The sequence below is a fragment of the Streptomyces sp. NPDC087428 genome (assembly GCF_044744085.1).
In the GTDB taxonomy this organism is placed as follows: domain Bacteria; phylum Actinomycetota; class Actinomycetes; order Streptomycetales; family Streptomycetaceae; genus Streptomyces.
Window position 1 is genome coordinate 120,842 of sequence record NZ_JBIUXR010000015.1, and the last position, 21,120, is coordinate 141,961.

At 70.9% G+C, this 21,120-nt stretch carries 19 protein-coding genes; 2 read left to right on the top strand and 17 right to left on the bottom strand.

The window, feature by feature from the left end; translation table 11 throughout:
- Window positions 1–39 precede the first annotated feature (39 nt).
- The 10 genes from lepB (ACIO3R_RS29695) to ACIO3R_RS29740 form a co-directional block, all read right to left on the bottom strand.
- Window positions 40–954, bottom strand: coding sequence for a signal peptidase I (lepB, locus tag ACIO3R_RS29695; protein ID WP_385348351.1), 915 nt, complete (start codon window positions 952–954; stop codon window positions 40–42).
- A 200-nt stretch (window positions 955–1,154) separates the two neighbouring features.
- The gene (gene lepB / locus ACIO3R_RS29700; RefSeq protein WP_402110158.1) at window positions 1,155–2,054 is read right to left on the bottom strand and encodes a signal peptidase I; all 900 of its coding nucleotides are present in this window, start codon (window positions 2,052–2,054) and stop codon (window positions 1,155–1,157) included.
- Entirely contained in the window at window positions 1,951–3,027 is a 1,077-nt protein-coding gene (gene lepB, locus ACIO3R_RS29705) for a signal peptidase I (protein WP_385036154.1), read from the bottom strand. The genes lepB (ACIO3R_RS29700) and lepB (ACIO3R_RS29705) overlap by 104 nt, the downstream gene beginning before the upstream one ends.
- Window positions 3,020–3,790, bottom strand: coding sequence for a signal peptidase I (gene lepB, locus ACIO3R_RS29710; protein ID WP_385036155.1), 771 nt, complete (start codon window positions 3,788–3,790; stop codon window positions 3,020–3,022). The genes lepB (ACIO3R_RS29705) and lepB (ACIO3R_RS29710) overlap by 8 nt, the downstream gene beginning before the upstream one ends.
- A gap of 45 nt (window positions 3,791–3,835) precedes the next feature.
- Window positions 3,836–4,186: a 50S ribosomal protein L19 gene (gene rplS / locus ACIO3R_RS29715; RefSeq protein WP_363025086.1), complete on the bottom strand. Its 351-nt coding sequence runs from the start codon at window positions 4,184–4,186 to the stop codon at window positions 3,836–3,838.
- 127 nt (window positions 4,187–4,313) lie between these two features.
- Window positions 4,314–5,135, bottom strand: a complete 822-nt coding sequence (gene trmD, locus ACIO3R_RS29720; protein ID WP_385036156.1) for a tRNA (guanosine(37)-N1)-methyltransferase TrmD — start codon at window positions 5,133–5,135, stop codon at window positions 4,314–4,316.
- Window positions 5,135–5,809, bottom strand: coding sequence for a ribosome maturation factor RimM (rimM, locus tag ACIO3R_RS29725; protein WP_402110078.1), 675 nt, complete (start codon window positions 5,807–5,809; stop codon window positions 5,135–5,137). The genes trmD and rimM overlap by 1 nt, the downstream gene beginning before the upstream one ends.
- Window positions 5,810–5,888: 79 nt before the next feature.
- Window positions 5,889–6,128, bottom strand: a complete 240-nt coding sequence (locus ACIO3R_RS29730) for an RNA-binding protein (RefSeq protein ID WP_024492228.1) — start codon at window positions 6,126–6,128, stop codon at window positions 5,889–5,891.
- Window positions 6,129–6,130: 2 nt separating this feature from the next.
- On the bottom strand, window positions 6,131–6,574 hold the full coding sequence (gene rpsP / locus ACIO3R_RS29735; protein ID WP_363025080.1) for a 30S ribosomal protein S16: 444 nt from the start codon (window positions 6,572–6,574) through the stop codon (window positions 6,131–6,133).
- Between the two features lie 156 nt (window positions 6,575–6,730).
- Entirely contained in the window at window positions 6,731–7,324 is a 594-nt protein-coding gene (locus tag ACIO3R_RS29740) for a hypothetical protein (protein ID WP_148021155.1), read from the bottom strand.
- Between the two features lie 525 nt (window positions 7,325–7,849).
- On the opposite strand from ACIO3R_RS29740, the gene ACIO3R_RS29745 reads away from it, so the two are divergent.
- Window positions 7,850–8,698 (top strand): methyltransferase domain-containing protein, encoded by an 849-nt coding sequence (locus tag ACIO3R_RS29745; protein WP_402110080.1) that lies wholly within the window; start codon window positions 7,850–7,852, stop codon window positions 8,696–8,698.
- A 59-nt stretch (window positions 8,699–8,757) separates the two neighbouring features.
- On the opposite strand, the gene ftsH is transcribed toward ACIO3R_RS29745, so the two are convergent.
- From ftsH to ACIO3R_RS29775, 6 genes are all read right to left on the bottom strand, one after another.
- Window positions 8,758–10,680: an ATP-dependent zinc metalloprotease FtsH gene (ftsH, locus tag ACIO3R_RS29750; protein ID WP_385036159.1), complete on the bottom strand. Its 1,923-nt coding sequence runs from the start codon at window positions 10,678–10,680 to the stop codon at window positions 8,758–8,760.
- 172 nt (window positions 10,681–10,852) lie between these two features.
- Window positions 10,853–12,403: a signal recognition particle protein gene (gene ffh, locus ACIO3R_RS29755; protein WP_385036160.1), complete on the bottom strand. Its 1,551-nt coding sequence runs from the start codon at window positions 12,401–12,403 to the stop codon at window positions 10,853–10,855.
- Window positions 12,404–12,535: 132 nt separating this feature from the next.
- Window positions 12,536–14,989, bottom strand: coding sequence for a [protein-PII] uridylyltransferase (locus tag ACIO3R_RS29760; protein WP_402110083.1), 2,454 nt, complete (start codon window positions 14,987–14,989; stop codon window positions 12,536–12,538).
- Between the two features lie 31 nt (window positions 14,990–15,020).
- Window positions 15,021–15,359, bottom strand: a complete 339-nt coding sequence (locus ACIO3R_RS29765; protein WP_069170469.1) for a P-II family nitrogen regulator — start codon at window positions 15,357–15,359, stop codon at window positions 15,021–15,023.
- The gene (locus ACIO3R_RS29770; RefSeq protein WP_385038905.1) at window positions 15,356–16,708 is read right to left on the bottom strand and encodes an ammonium transporter; all 1,353 of its coding nucleotides are present in this window, start codon (window positions 16,706–16,708) and stop codon (window positions 15,356–15,358) included. The genes ACIO3R_RS29765 and ACIO3R_RS29770 overlap by 4 nt, the downstream gene beginning before the upstream one ends.
- A 357-nt stretch (window positions 16,709–17,065) precedes the next feature.
- Complete coding sequence (locus tag ACIO3R_RS29775) at window positions 17,066–18,544, bottom strand: hypothetical protein (protein WP_385038908.1); 1,479 nt, start codon at window positions 18,542–18,544, stop codon at window positions 17,066–17,068.
- A gap of 427 nt (window positions 18,545–18,971) precedes the next feature.
- On the opposite strand from ACIO3R_RS29775, the gene ACIO3R_RS29780 reads away from it, so the two are divergent.
- Window positions 18,972–19,631 (top strand): bifunctional DNA primase/polymerase, encoded by a 660-nt coding sequence (locus ACIO3R_RS29780; RefSeq protein WP_385038911.1) that lies wholly within the window; start codon window positions 18,972–18,974, stop codon window positions 19,629–19,631.
- 111 nt (window positions 19,632–19,742) lie between these two features.
- Here ACIO3R_RS29780 and ftsY read toward each other — a convergent pair whose 3' ends face one another.
- Entirely contained in the window at window positions 19,743–20,939 is a 1,197-nt protein-coding gene (gene ftsY, locus ACIO3R_RS29785) for a signal recognition particle-docking protein FtsY (protein ID WP_385038914.1), read from the bottom strand.
- Window positions 20,940–21,120 lie beyond the last annotated feature (181 nt).

Here is a 21,120-nt window from a genome sequence, read left to right on the forward strand (position 1 = left end):
CCCATCGGAGATCGACAATCGCTGATCCGAGTCGGCACCCTACCCGGCGGTACGTCCGCGGGTCAGCCTCCGCCTGCGCCGGATCACGAGCGGCAGGGCACCGGCGATACCGAGCGCGCCGGGCGCCATCGCCGCCGAGGCGCTCATGCCCGGCTGGTCGAAGGTGTCCGGGACCGGCAGGGTCGCCCAGCGATTGAGCGGCCAGGCCACCACCACGGCCCGGCCCACCACGTCGTCGACCGGAACGAAGCCCTTGTTCACGTCACTGGTGTGATAGCGCGAGTCCGAGGAATCCTGCCGGTGGTCGCCCATCACCCAGATCTTGCCGTCGGGCACCTTGAACGGACCGAAGGGCATGTCGTCGCACGCCGTGCCACCGGGGAAGATGTACGGCTCGTCGAGCGCCTTCCCGTTGACCTCCACGGGACCGCCCTTCTTGCAGGACACGGTGTCACCGCCGACCGCGATCGTCCGCTTGATCAGGTCCTTCTCCTGCGACGACGGCATCAGCCCGATGAAGCTGAGGAACGTCTGCACCGCGTTCGGCTCAGGCGTCGGCTCCCCGTCCAGCCAGCCGCTCGGGTCGTGGAAGACGACGACCTCGCCGCGCTCCGGCTCCGAGCCGAACCACGGCGTCAGCTTGTCGACCAGCACCCGGTCACCCCGCTGAAGGGTGTTCTGCATCGAATCCGACGGAATGGAGAACGCCTGCACCAGAAACGTCTTGATCAGCAGCGCCAGAACCAGCGCGATACCGATGAGGAGGGGCAGCTCCTTCCAGAGAGGACGGGGCTTCTTGTTCCGCTTTCCGCCCCGGTCCGAGGTGGGCGCGCTCTCCGGCCCGTCCGGATGCCCTGTCCCTCCCACCGGGTCGAAGGCGGAGTCGGCGGGCTGCGAGAGCCTCTCCGTGGACTGTCCGTGTCCAGCTCGTGCTTCGCCTGCCACGTCGCTCACATTCATTCCTCACTCTGCGCCATCGCCTGCCCACCGGGCCTGCCGAACACAAACCCGCCCCCCGTACAACGAGCGGGGGTTCCCCTGGGCTACCGCCCTCTCCGGGCCGGTGGAGACGGAGAGAGCGGCAGGCCTCCGACGGAGGCGCACCCGGCGGGCCCCGATGGAGGACGGGACACCGGGCGGGCGACTCCGTACGTCTATCCCTGCCGCGCCTGCACGGCCCTGCTCCTCCTGCGCCGGAGCACGAGGGGCACGGCACCCGCGAAGCCGAGCGCACCGGGCGCCATCGCGGCCGCGGCGTTCAGACCCGGCTGGTCGAAGGTCTTCGGGATGGGCAGGGTCGCCCAGCGGTTGATGGGCCACGCGACCACGATGGCCCGGCCCACCACCTCGTCCGTGGAAACGGTGCCGCCGCCCGGCAGCTCCTGGTGGTAGCGGGAGTCGAGGGAGTTCTGACGGTGGTCGCCCATCACCCAGATACGGCCCTTGGGGACCTTGATCGGGCCGAACGGCTCGTCGTTGCAGGCGGTGTTCCCCTTGAAGATGAAGGACTTGTCGTCCAGCGCCCTGCCGTTGACCTTGACCGGGCCGTTCGTCTTGCACTCCACCGTGTCACCGCCGATCGCGATGACCCGCTTGATCAGGTCCTTCTCCTCGGCCGACGGCATCAGCCCGATGAAGCTCAGGAACTTCTGCACCGCGTTCGGGTTGGCTGCCGGGGTGTTCTCCAGCCAGCCGCCCGGGTCGTGGAAGACGACGACCTCGCCGCGCTCCGGCTCCGAGCCGAACCACGGCGTCAGCTTGTCGACCAGCACCCGGTCACCCCGCTGAAGGGTGTTCTGCATCGAATCCGACGGAATGGAGAACGCCTGCACCAGAAACGTCTTGATCAGCAGCGCCAGAACCAGCGCGATACCGATGAGGAGGGGCAGCTCCTTCCAGAAGGAACGGGGCTTCTTCCGGGCCGTACTGCCACCGCTCGGGGAGTCGCCGTCACTCTCCGTCCGGTCCGCCGTCGTCCCGGCCGACTCGGCGTTCTCCGGAGTGTCCGGCCGGTCCTCGGGTCCGTCGTGTCCGGATCGTGCGCCCACCGCCAAATCCCCCACATCTGCTCCTTATTCCGTGCCACCGCCTGCGCCCTAGCCGGTGCAGGCCAACCACTCCCATAACGAGCGGGAGTTCCGCAGGGGTCGGGAGCCGGATCATTCCGTTGGGATCCTCGGACACACTATTCGACGGTCCGGGGCCCGCCGCCGTCCCGGCGCGCGCGTCCGGGACCGAGGAGAACACCGAACGCTGCTCCAGCTTCCCCCAGTGCCCGAAGGGCCAGGCGATCACCACGGCCCGTCCCACTACGGCATCCTCGGAAACCGTGCCGTCGGCCGTCTTGTCCAGATGGAAACGTGAATCGGCGGAATTGGAGCGATGGTCGCCCATCACGAAGATTCGTCCGGCTGGAACCTTTACCTCGAATTTGATCGTGGAAGGGGGATTGCCGGGAAAGAGATAGGGCTCGTCGACGGCCCGGCCGTTGACCATGAGCCGGCCGCCCTTGTCGCAGCACTTCACCGTGTCACCACCGACGGCGACCACCCGCTTGATCAGATCCTGTTCGTCGTCGGACGGCAGCAGGCCGATAAAGGTCAGCACCTGCTTCACCTGCTTGATGACGACAGGTGACTCCTCGGTCGTCACCGGGTTCGGCGGCGGCCAGTCGGAGGGGTTCTTGAACACGACCACGTCCCCGCGCTGCGGCCGGGACCCGAACCACGGCGTCAGCTTGTCCACGAGGACCCGGTCGCCGATCCGGATGGTCTGCTCCATGGATCCGGACGGGATCACGAAGGCCTGCACCAGGAACGTCTTGAGGACCAGCGCGATCACCAGCGCGACGGTGATGAGGAGAGGTATCTCCTTCACAGCCGATCTGCGCCGCTTGCGCTTCACCTTGCGGGCCAGTCTGCGCCGCTCCGCCCGGGTGGGCAGCGAGCGGGCGGTCCTCGGGCCGCCGCCGGTGGACGCCGGTACCCCGGGATCAGCGGCGTCGGGCGCCCGCCCGTGGTTACCCATGCGTCGCGCCCGGCACGGGCACTGCACCGAAGGCCGCGGTCCCCGGGAGGGAGCCCAGCCGCCCCAGCGGCCAGCCGATCCAGTCGACCCTGCCGATCACCCGGTCGACGGGCACCATGCCGCCCCCCGGTTCGCCCAGGTGGTCACGGGAGTCCCGGGAACGGCTGCGGTGATCGCCCATCATCCAGAGCGTGCCGTCCGGCACGACGATGTCGAACGGGGCCCGGGACGGCGCGTCACCCGCGAACAGGTAGTCCTCGTCCAGTGGCCGGCCGTTCACCTCGGTCCTCCCCCGCTTGTCGCAGCAGACCACCCGATCGCCCCCCACACCCACCACCCGCTTCACGAAGTCGGTCTCGGCGGGCTCCGCGAGCCCCAGGGAAGCCGCCGCGCCGTGCAGCAGTCCGGTGACGGGGTTCTGCTGCGGCGCCTCCTGCACGAAGGAGCCGGTGCCGTCGAAGACCACCACGTCCCCGCGCCGCGGTTCGGAGCCGAAACGGTACGCCAGCTTGTTGACCAGCACCCGGTCCCCGACCCGCAGCGTGGACTCCATCGAGCTGCTGGGGATCAGGAAGGGCTGCACCACGAAGGCACTGAAGAGCAGGACGAAGACCGAGCAGACAGCACCGAGCGCGAGGGTGTGCCGCCAGGACATCGAGGCGGCGAAACGGTGCGGGATACGCGAAAAGCGCGACCTCTCCTCCGGCCCCGTGGAGGCTGCGGAGGAGCGGTCGCGCTCCGTGGTTCTTGCTTCCGTGTCCATCGGGGCCAGAGCTTATCCGGCCGTGCTGTGGACCTGGGAGTCAGATCAGCGGTCGCGCTTCTCCTTGATCTTCGCGGCCTTGCCGCGCAGCTCACGGAGGAAGTACAGCTTGGCGCGACGGACGTCACCGCGGCTGACGAGCTCGATCTTCTCGAAGATCGGGCTGTGCACCGGGAAGGTGCGCTCGACGCCGACGCTGAAGGAGACCTTGCGGACCGTGAAGGTCTCGCCGACGCCCGCGCCCTGACGGCGGATGACGATGCCCTTGAACTGCTGGATACGGGAGCGGTTGCCCTCGATCACGCGCACGTGAACGTTGACGGTGTCACCGGGGCGGAACGCCGGGACGTCGGTGCGCAGCGAGGCGGCATTGACGCCATCGAGCAGGGAAGCCATGTTGTCTGCTTTCTTCGCCCATGCCACAGGTCATCGGCGGGAGAGTGATGAGTTCGGGGTGCTGATCGCGTCGGGCGGGCGTCTTTCCCCCTGTGGCAGGGGCGCGCGTCGGACGTACAGCAGCGGCCTATTCTTCCACGGCGTCGGGCCTACGCCAAAATCGGCCGCCGGGCTCGGGTGACCAGCCCAGGATCGAGAGCATCTCGCGGTCCTTCTTGTCGAAGGCCGCCGCCTCGCAGCGCTCGATCAGATCGGGCCTGTTGAGCGCGGTACGGCGGAAGGCCTCGTCCCGGCGCCAGCGCGCGATCCGGCCGTGGTGGCCGCTCAGCAGCACGTCCGGGATTCCCCGGCCGCGCCACTCGGGCGGCTTGGTGTAGACGGGCCCCTCCAGCAGATCGGCCATCGCGCCGGGGGCGAAGGAGTCGTCCCGGTGCGATTCGGCGTTGCCGAGCACGCCGGGCAGCAGCCGGGCCACCGCCTCCGTGATCACCAGCACCGCGGCTTCCCCGCCCGCCAGGACGTAGTCGCCGATGGACACCTCGACGACCGGCATCCGGGTGGCGTACTCCTCGGTCACCCGCCGGTCGATGCCCTCGTAGCGGGCCGGGGCGAAGATCAGCCAGGGCCGCTCGGAGAGCTCGACGGCGAGTTCCTGGGTGAACGGCCGGCCGCTCGGTGTCGGCACCACGAGCACCGGGGAGTGGGCACCGGTCTCGTAGCCGTCGGCCAGCGTCTCGTCCAGGGCGTCGCCCCACGGCTCGGTCTTCATGACCATGCCGGGACCGCCACCGTAGGGGGTGTCGTCGACCGTGTTGTGGCGGTCGTACGTCCACTCCCGCAGATCGCGCACGTGCACGTCGAGGCGTCCGCGGGCGCGGGCCTTGCCGACGAGCGAGACGTTCAGCGGTTCGAGGTACTCGGGGAAGATCGTGACGACGTCGAGGCGCATCAGTCGTCGTCCCCGGGCTCAACAGGACCGGGCTCAACAGGACCGGGCTCGACAGGCCCTGGCTCGACAGGCCCTGGCTCGACAGGCCCCTCCGCACGGGGCCCGGCGGCCTCCGCACCGGCGGCCGCGGACTCCTCGTCGCGCGAGGACACCACCACGGCCTCGCTCTCGTCGATCAGGCCCGGCGGCGGAGTGATCACCGCGCGCTGCTCCTCCAGGTCGATCTCGGCGACGATCTCCTCGACGAACGGGATCATCACCTCGGTGCCGTCGGGACGCTCCACGATGAAGAGATCCTGCGACGGCAGGTGCGTGATCTCGGTGATCCGGCCGATCTCGGTGCCGTCGGCGAGAACCACGTCCAGGTCCATCAGCTGATGGTCGTAGAACTCCTCGGGGTCCTCCGGGAGTTCCTCCGGGTCGACGTCGGCGATCAGCAGCGTATTGCGCAGTGCCTCGGCGCCCGTACGGTCCCGTACGCCCTCGAAACGCAACAGCAGCCGGCCACTGTGCACCCGGCCGGTCTCGATCGTCAGCGGTCCTGTCGAGGCCGGCTCCGTGGCCAGTACCGCACCGGGTCCGAGCCGGATCTCCGGCTCGTCCGTGCGCACCTCGACGGTGACCTCGCCCTTGATGCCGTGGGCGCGACCGATCCGCGCGACTACCAACTGCACCTTGTGTCTCTCCTGTCGTACGACGACGGGCCGGGGCGGGCCCTTGGCCCTCCCCGGCCCGTGCCGGTGTTCAACTCTGTCAGCGAACCTGATCCACATCGACGAGGTCGACGCGAATACCACGGCCGCCGATGGCGCCGACGACGGTACGCAACGCGCGTGCGGTGCGGCCGTTGCGACCGATCACCTTGCCGAGGTCATCGGGATGGACCCGGACCTCGAGCACACGGCCGCGACGCAGGGTGCGCGAGGCGACCTGCACGTCCTCGGGGTTGTCGACGATGCCTTTCACGAGGTGCTCGAGAGCCTCCTCGAGCATGCTCAGGCCTCGGTCGACTCGGCGGGCGCGGCTGCGTCAGCAGCCTCGTCCGCCTTCTTGTCGGCCTTCTTCGCCTTCTGCGTGATGGCCTCGCCCTTGGACTCCTCGGCGGTGTCCTTGGTCAGGGCCTCGAACAGGGCGCGCTTGTCGGGCTTGGGCTCCGGCTGCAGAAGCGGCGCGGGGGCCGGGAGGCCCTTGTGGGCCTGCCAGTCACCGGTGAGCTTCAGGATCGCGAGAACCGGCTCGGTCGGCTGGGCGCCGACGGACAGCCAGTACTGCGCGCGCTCTGCGTTGACCTCGATGCGCGAGGGGTTCTGCACCGGGTGGTACAGGCCGATCTCCTCGATGGCCCGGCCATCACGGCGGGTACGGGAGTCGGCGACGACGATGCGGTAGTGAGGCGAACGGATCTTGCCCAGACGCTTCAGCTTGATCTTGACTGCCACGGAAGTGGTGTCTCCTGGTCTATGACGTGGTTGGGCACAACAAGATGCCACGTGGGGTTGCGGTACTCGAGTGCCCGATGGACGCGTCAGCCGGAGGAGAGAGGGGTCCTATGCGGCTGTCGAGTACAGCTAGCCATTGTGCCACACCACATCGGCTCACCCCACCGCGACCACTGCCTCCGGGATCCGGAACGGCTTTCCGCAGCCGCCGCAGACGATCGGGGCCTGCGCGAGGACCGAGGGGACGACGCGCACGTTGCGACCGCAGTCGCAGACGGCCTTGACCCGCACACCCCCTCCGGAGGAGCCGTGCCGGGCGGCCGGGCCGCGGAAGGAGCGCTTGGTGTCGGCGGCGGTGGCCACGGTGTGCGCCTTGAGGGCGCGCTGCAGCCGTTCCGTCGTCGGGCGGTACCGGCGCTTGGCCTCGGGGTTGAGCGTGACCAGTGAGAAGCCACTGCTGGGATGGGGCTCCTCGGCATGGTCGAGGCCCAGCTCCTCGGCGATCGCGAGGAATCGACGGTTGTGGTACCGGCCGGCGCGCGAGGTGTCTCGGACACCTCGGGCGGCGGCGATGCCATGGACTGCCTCATGGAGCAGCCGTTCGAAGGAGAGCTCGGCGCCACAGGCGGACGAGGACTCTCCGATCAGGGACTCGGGCGCGGCAAGATCGGGCAGCTCGGGGTGGTACCGCTGAATGTCGGCCCACGCCTGTGCCAGCTCTGCGGCAAGTACAGGTGGTGTCGTGCTCACGTCGTGACAACGAGCGCGAGGGCCCCGGTGTTCCGATTCCGGGCCATCCCAAATAATTTGCACGTACCAGTCAGTTGCCCTTGATGCGTCCTGACGAGGGCGGGTGCCCTGATCTGCGGAGAAGTCGCACAGCTCACACCAAGGTGGTACGTAGCGACGTGCACGCCCGAGCGCGCAGACCGCGCGTACGCCCCCTGGAACCCGCACCACCCGGGCGCCCGGAACATCAACGGGCGCGCCCCACGGGAACCGACAGTACCGGGGGCACCGCCCGCCCCGTCCGCCCCCTCCCCGAACGCCACCGGCCCGGCCCCGAGTCCTCGACGTGCCCGGTCCCGCGTGCCGGGTGAGACTGGACCGGCGAACGGCACCAAAGGCAACCATGACCCGTAGACCCCTGGACGCGGCGGCGGATGCGCAGTTCTCTGGCATACGGGGGAAGCGCGGCCGCAGGCACGGGGGAACCGTCCACTCGGACATGACCGACCGGCAACACCGGCATCTCGGCGGATTGGGGCGCATTCCATGACACCAACGCTCGTCCGGCACCATGCGTACACGGAGTCGTCCGCCTCGGTGGACACCGGTTCCCGGGCCCGTGACTGGGCCGAGATCCAGGAGCGGATGCTCGCGCCGCTCTACGAGGCGGTGTACCGGCGGCTGGAAGTGGGGGCCGCCACCCGGATGCTCTCGCTCGGCTGCGGCTCCGGGCTCGCGCTGCTGATCGCGGCCGGCCGCGGAGCGCGCGTCACCGGCGTCGACGCCGACGCCGAACGGCTCGCGCTCGCCCGGACCCGGCTGCTGCCGGACCCCGACGGCGACGCCGGGGCCACCGGGCCGCGGCTCCTGGACGGTGTTCCGGCCGCGGCGAGCGGCCACGAGCCGTACGACCTGATCACCGCGTTCACGCCGATCGGCTGCACGGCCGACGACGCGGAGGAGCTGGTGGGCGCGCTCGGTTCGGCGGTGCCACTGGCGCACCGGGGCAGCACGGTCGTCCTGACCGGCTGGGGCCCGCCCGAGCGGTGCGCCACGGCGGCGGTGCTGCGGGTGGCGGCCCGGCTCGCGGAGGGGACACGTTCCGCAGGGGCGGGCGGCTGGCTGGGCGCGCAGCGGGACGATCTGGAGGACGTGGCGTTCCGGGCCGGGCTGAAGCCCGACGGCTCCGGGCGGGTGGCGTGCCCGTTCGGCTACGCGGACATGGACAGCGCGGTCCGGGGCCTGCTGTCGACACGGCTCTTCGACGCGGCGGTACGGGCGACGGACCGGTCCCAGGTGGAGAAGGAGGTGGCGGAGGCCCTGCACCCGCACTCGCGCCGGGACGGCACCGTCTGGATGCCCAACGTCTTCCGCTACCTCGTCTGCACGACTTAGGGCCGGTATCGGCCGGCCCCGTCCGCGGTACGTGCGGGCGGTCCGGCCGCCGGGTCCCGTTACGGCTTGGCCAGCCGGGTGATCCCCGCGGCCCGGTACGCGGCCGCCTCGTCCAGCGTCTCGTTCTCCAGCAGCGCGCCGGCCAGGGAGTCCAGCCGGTCACGGTTGTTGCCCAGCAGCCGGCACGCCTCCTCGTAGCACTCGTCGACGATGCGCCGCATCTCACCGTCCACCGCGTCCAGCGTCGCGGGCGCGGCCGAGAGGCCGTACGCCTGCTGGGCATCGGCCGGGATCGCCGTCAGCCGGCCGACCTTGTGGCTCATGCCCCAGCGGCCCACCATGCCGCGGGCCAGTCCGGTGACCTGCTCCAGATCGCTCTCCGCGCCCGTGGTGACGACGCCGAACACCACCTGCTCGGCCGCCATCCCGCCGAGCGCGCCGATGATCCGGCCGCGCAGGTACTCCTCGGTGTACGCGTACTTGTCGGCGTCCGGCGTCGAGAGCGTGACCCCGAGCGCCCGGCCGCGCGGCACGATGGTGACCTTGCGGACCGGGTCGGCACCCGGATGGAGCATGCCCAGCAGCGCGTGTCCGCTCTCGTGGTACGCGGTCCTGCGGCGTTCCTCGTCCGACATGACGAGCGAGCGTTCCGCACCGAGCTGGACCTTCTCCAGGGCGTCCGAGAGATCCGCCGCGTCGACCTCCGACTGCTGCCGTTTGACGGCGAGCAGCGCGGCCTCGTTGGCGAGGTTGGCCAGATCGGCGCCGGTCATCCCGGGGGTCGCACGGGCCACCTGGCCCAGGTCCACGTCGTCGGCCAGCGGGATCCGGCGGGTGTGGATCTCCAGGATCGCCTCCCGGCCGTTCCTGTCCGGCGGGCTGACCTGGACGATCCGGTCGAAGCGGCCGGGCCGGGTGAGCGCCGGGTCCAGGACGTCGGCGCGGTTGGTGGCGGCGAGCACGACCACGCCCTCCGAACCGGAGAAGCCGTCCATCTCGGTGAGGATCTGGTTGAGCGTCTGCTCGCGCTCGTCGTGCCCGCCCATGCCGGAACCGCCGCCGCGGACCCGCCCGATGGTGTCGATCTCGTCGATGAAGACGATGGCGGGGGCGACCTTGCGCGCCTCGGCGAAGAGCTCCCTGACCCGGCCGGCGCCGACGCCGACGATCATCTCGATGAACTCGGAGGCCGAGGCCGAGAAGAACGGCACCCCCGCCTCCCCCGCGACGGCCCGTGCCAGCAGCGTCTTGCCGGTGCCGGGAGGACCGGCGAGCAGGACGCCCCCGGGCATCCTGGCGCCCATCTTCCGGTAGGCGTCCGGGTTCTTCAGGAAGTCCACGACGTCGTTGAGCTCGCCTTCGACATCGTCGATGCCGGCCACGTCCTGGAAGGTGGTGCGCCTGCCCCCCTCCAGCTCGACCGGCTTGGGCGGGGCCTTGCGGCCGAAGCCGCCCATCCCGCCGCCCATCCCGCCGCGCGACATCCGCCGGGCGATGAACACCCAGAGCAGGACGAGCAGCAGCATCGGCGCCAGCGAGATCAGCAGGTTGGCCAGGAAGCTGCGCTCCTTGACGACGGGTTCGGCCGTGACCGTGACGTCGTCCTTGACCAGCTCGCCCCAGAGGTTGTCGTCGGCGAAGGCGGGCCGCTGGGTGACGAACTTGGTGTACTTGTCGTCCTTCTTGCCCGGGACCTTCGCCTCCTTCTTGAGCTGCCCCTCGATGGCATCGCCCTTGGCGTAGATCTTGGAGACGTTGCCCGCGGTGACCTGCTTGCTGAACTCCGTGTACGCGATCGTCCGCTCCTCCTCGCCGTTGAAGAAGGAGAGCAGCAGGTTGGCGATCAGATAGACGGCCAGCGCCATCAGCAGCAGTCCGCCCCAGCCCCCCGGCATCTTCCGGCGCGGCGGCGGGGGCGGGGGCGCGCCCTCGGAGCGCCAGGGCTGGTCGGTGCGGTCGCGGGGAGGTACCGGACTGGTCACGCGCGCTCCTCTGCCGACAGCCGTTGAGCCGACATTAAGGGAGAAACCCGGAGGAAGCCCTCGGAGCGGCGCCCCGCTGGGCCCACTGGGGGGAACCCCGCTCCCCCGCACACGCCGGAGGGGGCGCCCGCCGTGAAGCGGGCGCCCCCTCCGGGACGTGACACGGGCTTGCTCAGCCCATGAACTTCTTGAACTCGTCCGGCAGCTCGAAGTTCTTGTCCTCCTGGCCGGCCGGCAGACCGAGCGCGCCGCCCTGCGCCGCCTGCTCGCGACGGGCGGCCTCGGCCTGCTCCTCGGCCTTGCGCTTCATCGGGTTACCGCTCTTGCGCTTGCCCTTGGCCTGCTTGACCTGCTTCTTCTGCCGGCCGGGGCCGCCGCCCATGCCCGGCATCCCGGGCATCCCCGGCATGCCGCCGCCCTGGGCCATCTTCGACATCATCTTGCGTGCGTCGAAGAACCGCTCGACCAGGCCCTTCACCGCACTGACCTCGACACCGGCGCCCTTGGCGATACGGGCCCGGCGCGAGCCGTTGATGACCGTCGGCTCGGCGCGCTCCTTCGGAGTCATCGACTTGATGATCGCGGCCATGCGGTCGACTTCGCGCTCGTCGATGTTGCTGATCTGGTCCTTGATCTGCCCCATGCCCGGCAGCATCCCGAGCAGCTTGGAGATGGAGCCCATCTTCCTGACCTGCTCCATCTGGGACAGGAAGTCGTCGAACGTGAAGTCCTTGCCCTTGCTGGACGCCAGCTTGGAGGCCATTTTGGCGGCCTCTTCCTGGCTGAAGGTCTTCTCCGCATGCTCGATCAGGGTGAGCAGGTCACCCATGTCGAGAATGCGCGAGGCCATCCGGTCCGGGTGGAAGGCGTCGAAGTCCTCGAGCTTCTCGCCGTTCGACGCGAAGATGATCTGCTTGCCCGTGACGTGGGCGATCGACAGGGCCGCACCACCGCGGGCGTCACCGTCGAGCTTGGAGAGCACCACACCGTCGAAGCCGACGCCGTCACGGAAGGCCTCGGCGGTGTTGACCGCGTCCTGGCCGATCATCGCGTCGACGACGAAGAGGATCTCGTCGGGGCTGACGGCGTCGCGGATGTCCGCGGCCTGCTGCATCAGCTCCTGGTCGATACCGAGGCGGCCGGCGGTGTCGACGACGACCACGTCGTACTGCTTGGACCTGGCGTACTCGATCGAGTCCTTGGCGACCTGGACCGGGTCACCGACGCCGTTGCCCGGCTCGGGGGCGTACACCGCGACACCGGCCCGGTCGGCGACGACGCTCAGCTGGTTGACGGCGTTGGGGCGCTGGAGGTCACAGGCGACGAGCAGCGGGGAGTGGCCCTGGCCCTTGAGCCAGAGGCCGAGCTTTCCGGCGAGGGTCGTCTTACCGGCGCCCTGGAGACCCGCGAGCATGATCACGGTGGGCGCGGTCTTGGCGAACCGCAGCCGCCGGGTCTCGCCACCGAGGATGGAGACGAGCTCCTCGTTGACGATCTTGATCATCTGCTGGGCCGGGTTCAGCGCCTGGGAGACCTCGACGCCGCGCGCCCGCTCCTTGACATTGGCGATGAAGGACCGGACGACGGGCAGGGCGACATCGGCCTCAAGCAGGGCGATACGGATCTCGCGAGCCGTGGCGTCGATGTCCGCCTCGGACAAGCGGCCCTTGCCCCTGAGGTTCTTGAAAGTCGCGGCAAGGCGGTCGGAGAGAGTATCGAACACGGCGCTCGTCGGTCCTCAGGGTCGGGGGCGGGGTCGGGTCAGTCGTACCCCAGCGTATCCGGACGCCGGGGAACGCATAGCCCTCGCCCGGTTCTCGTGACGTGCGAGGGCGACTTCACGGGGTGACGGGGCTCAGCCGAGCGCCTTCTCGACCTCCTGGGCCAGTTCCGCGGCGCGGGCGGCGGGCAGCGGCCGGCCGTCGGAATCCGTGACGTAGAAGGCGTCCACCGCGTTGGCGCCCAGCGTCGAGACATGCGCGCTGCGGACCCGTACCGCGCTCTGCTCCAGCGCCCGGCCGATCCGGTGCAGGAGCCCCGGGGCGTCCTGGGCGCGCACCTCGATCACCGTGGCCAGCCGCGAGCCGGCCGGCGCGACGGTCACCCTCGGCGGCGGGGCCTTCACCCCGCGGCGGCGCGGGTAGGCCGCCTCGCGCTCGGCCAGCCGGGACCGGATGTCCAGCGATCCGTCCAGGGCGCGGACGAGATCGGCGCGCAGCCGGGCGGCCTGGGGCAGCGCCCCGTACTCGGCGGCGACCCGCCAGCTGAGCAGCAGTACGTCGGCGGAGTCGCCCAGTTCGGTGGGGAGCTCGACGGCCCGCAGGTCCGCGGCGCGGACGGTGAGGCGGTGCAGGGCGAGGACCCCGGCGGCGGCGGGCAGGACCCCGGGCCGGTCCGGGAGCGCGATGAGGAGTTCGACGCCGACGGGTTCTGGGGCGCCGTCCTCGTGCGGGGTCTCGGTCTGGGCGTGCAGGGCGAGGACCGGCTCGCCGGTGCGCAGGGCCTCGATGGCCAGGCGTTCCTGTTCGGCGCCGGGGGCGGCGGGCTCGGGCTCCTCGGGTTCCTCGCCGGCGAGGACCGCCGCGACGCGTTTGACCAGATCGGTGACGAGGGAGGCGCGCCAGGTGGACCAGGCGGCGGGCCCGGTCGCGAGCGCGTCGGCCTCGGTGAGCGCGTGCAGGAGCTCCAGCGTGGAGGCGGTGCCGACGGCGGTGGCGACGGAGCGGACGGTCGCCGGGTCGTCGAGGTCGCGGCGGGTGGCGGTCTCGATGAGCAGCAGATGGTGGCGTACGAGGGTGGCGATGACGCCCACGTCGTGCGGGTCGAAGCCGATCCGGGCGGCCATGTCCCGGGCGATGACCTCACCGGCGACGGAGTGGTCGCCGGGCCAGCCCTTGCCGATGTCGTGGAGCAGCGCGGCGACGAGCAGCAGGTCGGGGCGGCCGACGCGGCGGGTGAGGGAGGAGGCGCGGACGGCCGCTTCGACGAGGTGGCGGTCGACGGTCCAGGTGTGGACGGGGTTGCGCTGGGGCCGGCAGTGGACCCGTTGCCAGTCGGGCAGGAGGCGGGTGATCAGCCCTTCCGCTTCGAGGGCCTCCCAGACGGGGACGGTCGCCTCGCCCGCGCCGAGCAGGGTGACGAGCTCCTCCCTGGCCTCGGCGGGCCACGGCACGGGCAGCGGCTTGGCGGCGGTGGCGAGGTGCCGTACGACGTGGCGGGAGAGCGGCAGCTCGGACTGGGCGGCCGCGGCGGCGGCGCGCAGGACGAGCACCGGGTCGCGCTCCGGGCGGGCGGTGCGGGCGAGGACGACCTCGCCGTCGGCCTCGACGACGCCGTCGGCGAGCGGGCTGCGGTCGACGGCCGGTGCCCTGCCGCCGCCCAGCATGGCACGCAGCCGCGGGCGGACCGAGCGGGCGCGCAAAACCCGGTTGACCTCGCGCCAGGTGACGTCGGTGGCGTACGAGACGGTGCGGGCGGCCTCGTACACCTGGCGCAGCAGCACATCGGCGTCGAGGAGTCCGAGGGCGGCGGCGACCTGGTCCTGTTCCTGGAGGGCGAGGCGGTCGGTGGCGCGGCCGGTCGTGAGGTGCAGAGCGTCGCGGGCGTCCAGCAGGACGCGGCGGGCCTCGGCGAGGCCCTCGCGGGGTGCGTCGGCGACCCAGGAGGCGGCGACGGCGCGCAGGGCGGTGGCGTCGCGCAGTCCGCCGCGGGCCTCCTTGAGGTCGGGTTCCAGGAGGAACTGGAGCTCGCCCTGGCGTTCGGCCCGTTCGCGGCAGAGTTCGTCGAGCGCGGGCAGCCGCTTGGGGGCCTGGTTGCGCCAGTCGGCGAGGATCGCGGTGCGCAGCGAGGCGACGAGGCCGAGGTCCCCGGCGACGGGCCGGGCGTCGAGGAGGCCGAGCTGGACCTTGAGGTCCTCGCCCGCCGTCCTGCGGGCTTCGGCGGGGGTGCGCACGGAGTGGTCGAGGGCCAGGCCGAGGTCCCAGACCGGGTACCAGATGCGGTCGGCGAGGGTGGCGACGGCTCCGGCGTCGGCGCTGCCGTCGTGCAGGAGCAGCAGGTCGAGATCGCTGCGCGGGGAGAGTTCGCCGCGGCCGTAGCCGCCGACGGCGACGAGGGCGGCGCCGCGGACACCGGCGTGTTCGGCCGCGGAGGCGAAGAGGGCGGTCAGCCAGTCATCGGTGAGCGAGGCGAGGGCCGCACGGCGCGGCGGCCCGGACCGCGCCTCCTCCTGGAGGAGGCGCAGCCGGGCCGCCGCATAGCCGCTGGGTCCCGAGTCCTCTGCTTCGGTGGTCACTTCGGTGCTCGTCACCCAGTTGCCTTTCCGTGTGCGGAACCGTCGGTCAGAGTGCGTCCGGGCCGCGTTCGCCGGTACGGACCCGGACCGCGGTCTCGACCGGGACGCTCCAGACCTTGCCGTCACCGATCTTGCCGGTCCGGGCGGCCTTGACGACGACATCGATGAGCTGTTCGGCGTCCTCGTCCTCGACGAGGACCTCGATGCGGATCTTCGGGACGAGGTCGACGGTGTACTCGGCGCCCCGGTAGACCTCGGTGTGGCCGCGCTGACGCCCGTAGCCGCTGGCTTCCGTGACCGTGAGGCCCTGGACGCCGAAGGCCTGGAGGGCCTCCTTGATCTCGTCAAGCCGGTGGGGCTTCACGACTGCGGTGATGAGCTTCATGCGTCCACCTTCTTGTTCGTCGGGGCCGCCGTGGTGCCGGGGGCGGGAGGCGTGGGGCGGGAGGACAGACCGCCGCCGGCGCCGCTGAAGTCGTACGCGGTCTCGGCGTGCTCGACCTGGTCGATGCCGGAGACCTCGTCGTCCTCCTCGACCCGCATCCCGATCGTCCTGTCGAGGACGAGGGCGAGGACCGCGGAGACGACCAGAGAGTACGCGAGGACGGCGAAGACGCCGACGGCCTGCTTGCCGAGCTGTTCGAGTCCGCCGCCGTAGAAGAGGCCCTTGGCGTCGGACTGGACTCCGCCGGTGGCGAAGAGGCCGACGAGCAGGGAGCCGACGATGCCGCCGACGAGGTGGACGCCGACGACGTCCAGGGAGTCGTCGTAGCCGAACTTGTACTTGAGGCCGACGGCCATGGCACACAGGACACCGGCGATGGCACCGACCGCGATGGCGCCGAGCGGGCTGACGGCGCCGCCGGACGGGGTGATGGCGACGAGGCCCGCGACGGCGCCGGAGGCGGCGCCGAGGGTGGTGAAGGAGCCATGGCGGAGCTTCTCGTAGCCGAGCCAGGCGAGCATCGCGGCGGCGGTGGCGACCTGCGTGTTGACGAACATGACCGCGCCGACGCCGTCGTCGTTGCCGAGCCACGATCCGGCGTTGAAGCCGAACCAGCCGAACCAGAGCAGTCCGGCGCCGAGCATGACGAGCGGCAGGCTGTGCGGCCGCATCGGGTCCTTCTTGAAACCGACCCGCTTGCCGATGACGAGGATCACGCCGAGGGCCGCGGCACCGGCGTTGATGTGGACGGCGGTACCGCCGGCGAAGTCGATGACACCGAGCTCGTACAGCCAGCCGCCCGCGCCCCAGACCCAGTGCGCGACCGGGAAGTAGACGACGGTGACCCAGAGGGTGATGAACAGCGCCCAGGAGGTGAATTTGACCCGGTCGGCGAGGGCACCGCTTATCAGGGCCGGGGTGAGGACCGCGAACATCAGCTGGAAGACGGCGAAGACGTACACCGGAATGGTGTAGCCGTCCCAGAGCTGGGTGACGCCGATCCCGCTGAGGCCGGCGAAGTCGGAGCTCCAGCCGATGAAGGACCCGATGTCGGTGCCGAAGGCGAGGCTGAATCCGTACAGCACCCACAGGATCGTCACGATCCCGAGGCTGATGAAACTCATCATCAGCATGTTGAGGGTGCTCTTGACGCGGACCATGCCTCCGTAGAAGAAGGCCAGGGCCGGAGTCATGACCATCACGAGGGCCGAGCAGATGAGCATGAATCCGGTATTGGCGGCAGACAGTGTCGGGGCGTCTGCTGCGAACGTCGTGATGCCTGGGGGCATCGGCGTCTCCTCGTCGTCGGTGCGGCCGCGTGCGGGCGATGGGGGCACAACCACGTGCGGGACCACTGGGGAAAAGGTGCGGGCCGGTTATGCGCCATGAGATTCGCCCAGCGCCGTTTCCGCCGATGCCGCACGGTGTTTCGCCGCAGTGACGAAGGGGGGCGACGTGTTACGTCCCCATGAACCGCCCGTGCCGCATCCGCGCTCGGGCCTACTCTGCGGCCGTGGCCGCATACGACGCTCCGGTACGGGCACGACCACACGAACCGGCCACGGCGACCACCCACTGACCTGGCAATCGGGGGAGCCGAAGTCGGTCTGTGCGGGGTGGTCGTCGTGGCCGGGGCAGGGGTGCCGTCAGACCGCTTCCGCGGACTCGGGCAGTTGTTCGGTGAGGAGATCGGTGAGCCGGGCGACCTCGGGAATGTCCCCGAAGTCCCTGGCCGCGGTGTCGACCGTCTTGCGCAGCCGGGTGTTGACGCGCTCGGAGCGGACCTTCTTGGCGACGCGCAGGGCCTTCTCGGCCAGCACGGTGGACTCCTCCGGCTCGCGCTTGAGGAGGTGGACCGTGGCGAGACCGATCAGGTTGAGGGCGTACGACCGCTGGTGCTCGTCGTCCTCGCCGAAGAGCTGGACCGCCTTGCGCATGACGGGTTCGGCGAGCGAGGCGTACGTGGGGCTGCGGCCGGCCACATAGGCCAGGTCGCGGTAGGAGTGGGAGTTCTCGCCGCTGAGCTCGGCGTCGGAGAAGAACCGGATCCAGTCGGGTTCGGGCTCGCCGTCGATGCCCGCGTCGAGGAAGGTGTCCTCGGCCATCCGGACGGCTCGCTTGCACTTGCTGGGCTGGCCCATGTTCGCGTAGGCGCGGGCCTCCATCGCATACAGCATGGCCTGGGTCCGCGCGGTGGCGCAGTCGCGGCTGCCGTACTGCGCGAGGTGGATCAGTTCGAGGGCGTCGTCGGGGCGGCCGAGGTGGATCATCTGGCGGCTCATGCTGGAGAGCACGTACGAGCCGAGCGGCTTGTCGCCTGCCTCCTTGGCGGCGTGCAGGGCGAGGACGAAGTACTTCTGGGCGGTGGGCTGGAGGCCCACGTCGTAGCTCATCCAGCCCGCGAGCTCGGCGAGTTCGGCGGCGCAGCGGAACAGTCGTTTGGCGGTGGCGGCCGGCTGCGGCTCCTGGAGCAGGTCGGTGACCTCGTGGAGCTGGCCGACGACGGCCTTGCGGCGCAGTCCGCCGCCGCACTGCGCGTCCCACTGGCGGAACATCGCGGTGGTCGATTCCAGCAGGTCGAGCTCGGGACCGGAGAGCCGGGACGGGCGGCGGGCGGCGGCCTCCGGGTCCGGCTCGGCGGCGGACACGGCGGTGGCGACCGGGACCAGCCAGCGCTGCATGGGTTCGATGAGGGCGGGGCCGGCGGCGAGGGCGAGGGAGCTGCCGAGGAAGCCCCGGCGGGCGAGCATCAGATCGCTGCGGGAGAACTCGCTGAGCAGGGCGACGGTCTGCGGTCCGGCCCAGGGCAGATCGACGCCGGCCACCGACGGGGCCTGGTGCGCGGCGCGTAACCCCAGGTCCTCGACGGCGACGACGGTACCGAAGCGTTCCGAGAACAGCTCGGACAGGATGCGCGGGATCGGTTCGCGCGGCTGCTCGCCGTCGAGCCAGCGCCGTACCCGGGAGGTGTCGGTGCTGATGTGGTGGGCGCCCAACTGGCGTGCCCTGCGGTTCACCTGCCGGGCCAGCTCGCCCTTCGACCAGCCGCTGCGCACGAACCATGATCCCAATTGCTCGTTCGGGCGCTTACCGGCATTCGAATCGCCTGCGCCGCTGCCACTCACTGGAACGCCCCCATCCCGCCGAATACCGTCCGCCGCGAACCACTATCAGAATGCCGTGAACCGATGCTGTCCGTACGGAGGTTGCACACCGTCGAACAGAAAATCGGGATGCCTCCGGCATACCCATGGGAGCACATACTTCCATGGTTCGTGTACCGACGGTAATCCTACGATCACCCCCTCAGGGAGGGTGATTGCGGAAACGCCACCATTCGCCACCCCTTCGGATGAACGCCACTACGGCCGGGCGCGATTGACTCGGCAGAGAGCGATCACCGGTGGGCGCAAAGGCGCATTCAGGGGCGTGCCGACCGACTCGGACACCTCGTTGCGCGCCCCGTGTCCAGTCGAATCGACAGGGACGGCGGAGTGTCACGATTCAGCTCCGATCCGTAACCACCGGCGAGTCGGACCCGTTGGAGGGGGCATGGGCTTCACGATCGGCGGCATCCGCGAACTGCGATCCGGCTCACGGCGCCGCGGCCGTGCGGCCGAGGGCACCGCGGTGGCCGAGTACACGGGGCTGTGGGGCTGGGCCGTCACACCGGGTGCGCGGACCGTGGACGGGGACTGCTCCTGCGGGGAGACGGACTGCCCCTCCCCCGGCGCGCATCCGCTGGACTTCGCGCGGGAGGTTCCCGCCGGGGCGACGCTCGAAACGGCGGCGCGCGCCTGGGCCGAGGTGCCGGGCGCCTCGATGCTGCTGCCGGTGGGCCGCAGCTTCGATGTCCTCGATGTCGCCGAGCGGTCCGGGCGCCGCGCGCTGGTACGGATGGAGCGGATGGGGCTGCCGCTGGGCCCGGTGGCGGTGACGCCGGCCGGCCGGGCGCAGTTCCTCGTGGCGCCGGGCGCCGCCGCCGGACTCCCCCAGCTGCTGTACCGGATGGGCTGGGACGACGCGCGGCTGGATCTGCGGGCCCTGGGCCTCGGCTCCCACATCACCGCACCGCCGTCGGACCAGGGCGGCCTCGGCCCCGTCCGCTGGCTCCGGCCACCGGCCCCGGACAACGCGGCGGCGCCCCCGGAAGCACGGCTGCTGCTGGGCACACTGGCGTACATCTGCCACCGGTGGGCACTCTGCGGCTGAGCCGCCCGGGCGCTCAGCGGTCCGGCACGCGGTCCGGCACGCGCTTCGTCGTCGCAGCGAAGAGCCCGGCCGCATGGGTCATGCGGCCGGGCTTCTTTCCACCGGCGGGTGTCAGTCCCCGATCAGGGCGTCCACGAACGCCTCCGGGTCGAACGGGGCCAGGTCGTCCGGCCCCTCTCCGAGCCCGATCAGCTTCACCGGTACGCCCAGCTCGCGCTGGACGGCGATGACGATGCCGCCCTTCGCGGTGCCGTCGAGCTTGGTGAGGACGATGCCGGTGATGTCGACGACCTCGGCGAAGACCCGGGCCTGCACCAGGCCGTTCTGCCCGGTGGTGGCGTCCAGGACGAGCAGGATCTCGTCGAGCGGTCCGTGCTTCTCGACCACCCGCTTGACCTTGCCGAGCTCGTCCATCAGGCCGGTCTTGGTGTGCAGCCGGCCCGCCGTGTCGATCAGTACGACGTCGGCGCCCTCGGCGATGCCTTCCTTCACCGCGTCGAAGGCGATCGACGCGGGGTCACCGCCCTCGGGTCCGCGCACGGTGCGGGCACCGACGCGCTCGCCCCAGGTCTGGAGCTGATCGGCGGCGGCGGCCCGGAAGGTGTCGGCCGCGCCGAGCACGACGCTGCGGCCGTCGGCCACGAGCACCCGGGCGAGCTTTCCGGTGGTGGTGGTCTTGCCGGTGCCGTTGACACCGACGACCATTACGACGCCCGGGGTGTCGACGCCGCTCTCCGTCCTGACCGCACGGTCGAAGTCCGTGCCGAGCAGGGTGAGGAGCTCCTCGCGCAGGAGCGAGCGCAGCCCCTCCGGGGTACGTGTACCGAGGACCCGGACGCGCTCCCGGAGCCGTTCCACCAGCTCCTGGGTGGGGGCGACGCCGACGTCGGCGGTGAGGAGCGTGTCCTCGATCTCCTCCCAGGTGTCCTCGTCGAGGTTGTCCCGGGACAGGAGCGTGAGCAGCCCCTTGCCGAGGGAGTTCTGCGAGCGGGCGAGGCGGGCCCGCAGCCGTACGAGACGGCCGGCCGTGGGCTCGGGAACGTCGAGCGCGGGGGCCGCGACGGCCTCCGGGGCCTGCTCGTCGGCGGTCTCGGCGGGCGGGAGCCCGACCTCCTCGATGGTGCGGCGCGATTCGTCGCGCGGCGTCTCGGCCTCCTCGCCGACATGGGGCTCGGCGGGAGGAGTGATGGTCGGCGTGCTCGACGGTGCCGGGGGCAGCTGCTTCTTCTTGCGGCTGCTGACCACGAGCCCGCTGATCACGCCGACCGCGACCAGGGCGATGACTACAGCAAGGATGACGAATTCCATAACCCACCCAGTATCGGTCACGAAAGGCGGGGAGTCGCAGAAGGCGCGGACCCGTGACCGTGCGCGTACGGGCCGCGCGATCCGTGCGACGCCTCCGCCGGCGGGAATCGCCCCCCGAAGCGCTCGACCCGTCGGAGTCGCACCCTGGGGGTTCCGGGCCGCCCCGGGCCTTGACGGCCGG

What these genes read in the sequence shown, in the direction of transcription:
- lepB (WP_385036154.1), bottom strand. Translation starts at nt 3,027, where the DNA reads ATGGGTAACCACGGGCGGGCGCCCGACGCCGCTGATCCCGGGGTACCG.
- lepB (WP_385036155.1), bottom strand. Translation starts at nt 3,790, where the DNA reads ATGGACACGGAAGCAAGAACCACGGAGCGCGACCGCTCCTCCGCAGCC.
- rplS (WP_363025086.1), bottom strand. Translation starts at nt 4,186, where the DNA reads ATGGCTTCCCTGCTCGATGGCGTCAATGCCGCCTCGCTGCGCACCGAC.
- trmD (WP_385036156.1), bottom strand. Translation starts at nt 5,135, where the DNA reads ATGCGCCTCGACGTCGTCACGATCTTCCCCGAGTACCTCGAACCGCTG.
- ACIO3R_RS29730 (WP_024492228.1), bottom strand. Translation starts at nt 6,128, where the DNA reads ATGCTCGAGGAGGCTCTCGAGCACCTCGTGAAAGGCATCGTCGACAAC.
- ACIO3R_RS29745 (WP_402110080.1), top strand. Translation starts at nt 7,850, where the DNA reads ATGACACCAACGCTCGTCCGGCACCATGCGTACACGGAGTCGTCCGCC.
- ACIO3R_RS29765 (WP_069170469.1), bottom strand. Translation starts at nt 15,359, where the DNA reads ATGAAGCTCATCACCGCAGTCGTGAAGCCCCACCGGCTTGACGAGATC.
- ACIO3R_RS29770 (WP_385038905.1), bottom strand. Translation starts at nt 16,708, where the DNA reads ATGCCCCCAGGCATCACGACGTTCGCAGCAGACGCCCCGACACTGTCT.
- ACIO3R_RS29780 (WP_385038911.1), top strand. Translation starts at nt 18,972, where the DNA reads ATGGGCTTCACGATCGGCGGCATCCGCGAACTGCGATCCGGCTCACGG.
- ftsY (WP_385038914.1), bottom strand. Translation starts at nt 20,939, where the DNA reads ATGGAATTCGTCATCCTTGCTGTAGTCATCGCCCTGGTCGCGGTCGGC.